The 1,592-nt window shown below is 76.4% G+C and carries 1 protein-coding gene; it reads right to left on the reverse strand.

Going from position 1 to position 1,592, the window contains the following annotated elements; genetic code table 11:
• Positions 1-1,592, reverse strand: a 1,592-nt coding sequence (locus tag KBX53_RS32410) for a putative baseplate assembly protein (RefSeq protein ID WP_210863657.1), incomplete at both ends; no start/stop codon positions are given.

A 1,592-nucleotide genomic window follows, 5' to 3' on the forward strand; every position in this document is an offset into this window, starting at 1 on the left:
GCCTGGGCGGCCACCGCCACACCCGGCGCGCCCCGCTCGGAGACGAACGTGCGGACCGCGTAGAAGCCCCGGTCGGCGTCGGACGGGTCGACCAGGATCTGCAACGGCACCGCGCCGGGCAGCAGCGACACCTCGTACAGGCCGGTGTCGGTCGCCACCAGCAGCGCGCCCGCGCCGTCGCGGTCCAGCCACGCCACGTCGGAGATCCGCGAGTCCAGGTCGGTGAGCAGCGACCACGTCTCGCCCAGGTCGGCGCTCAGGTGCACCCGGGAGCCGCCCGAGGCCCGCAGCGTCACCACTGCCACCGAACCGGGGCGGGCGACGATGCCCGGCCGCACCGGCGCGGGCGCGGGCGCCACCCGCAGCACCGTCTCGTCGTCGAAACGACCGGCCGGTTCCCACCCCGCGCCGCCGTTGCTGGAGCGGAACAGCACCGCCCCGCGCCCGGCGTACCAGGTGCGCGGCTGGTACTGGTCGACGGCGAGGGCCCGCACGTCGGCGTCGGGCGCCTCGTCGACAACGAACCGCACCGACTCGACGTAGCGCACCCCCGGCTCGGCGTGCTCCAGCAGCCGGTACACGTTGGACGCCCGCAGCGGCTCACCGAACGGCCAGCCGGTCGGGTTGAGCGCGGTCGGCAGCGGGCTCAACGTCTGGTGCAGCCGGTCGTGGATGCGGCGACGGACCGCGTCCACGTCCTCCTCGCGGCGGACCACCACCCGGGCGCGTACCGACACCGCCTTGAACCGCGCCCAGGTGGCCCGGGAGCGGATGCCGACCATCCGGCGTTCCTCCAGGTCCGCCTCGACCCGGTGGCGCGCCTCGGGCACCTCGTGCTCCCGCAGCACCGCCACCGGCAGCCGACCACCCGGACGGGCCGCCGCCGGCACGTACGGCACCAGCACCACCTCGACCTCGCCCGGCCGGGCGAAGCTGTACACCGCCGCACGGGTGAACGCCCGTGCCCGCGCCACCGCCCCGGAGCTGGTCGCGAGGACCTCGAAGTCGCGGGCGGTGACCGCCCGCTGCTGGGCGAAGAACTCGTACGGGCCGCGCAGCAGCACCGATTCCAGCGCCTCCATCTCCCGGCCGCCAGCCGCCGGGGCGGGGTTGTCGACGCGTACCCCGGGCAGTGGGTCGCGCAGGGTGCTCAGCGTGCCCGCCGCCACGTTGCCGGTGGGCCCGCCACCGGCGCGGTACCAGAGCCGGACCTGCCGCCCGGCCGGCGGCACGGCCGCGACGGTGACCGACGTCGGCGCGGGCTCGGCCACCGTGCTCGCCCCGGCGGCGGGTCGCAGGTCGAGGGCCGGGGCGAAGGTGACGGTGCCCGAGCAGCGGTCGACCAGGTACGCCTTGGCGTGCGGGCCGAGCCCGGCGAAGCTCTCCACCGGCTGCCAGATCTCGAACGTGCGACCGTCGTGCTCGCGGGCCGCCGCGCCCAGTTCGACGGTGCCGGCCGGCACCTCCACCCCGAGCAGCAGGTCCAGCGCCTCGGCGGTGTGCGTCAGCGGCGCGTGCGACGCGCGCAGCACCTGCCCCGGCTGACCGGTGCCCACGCCGAGCAGTTCCGCCTCGACCGGTTCGCAGTGGTG

Source organism: Micromonospora sp. M51 (genome assembly GCF_018070305.1).
Taxonomy (GTDB): domain Bacteria; phylum Actinomycetota; class Actinomycetes; order Mycobacteriales; family Micromonosporaceae; genus Micromonospora; species Micromonospora parva.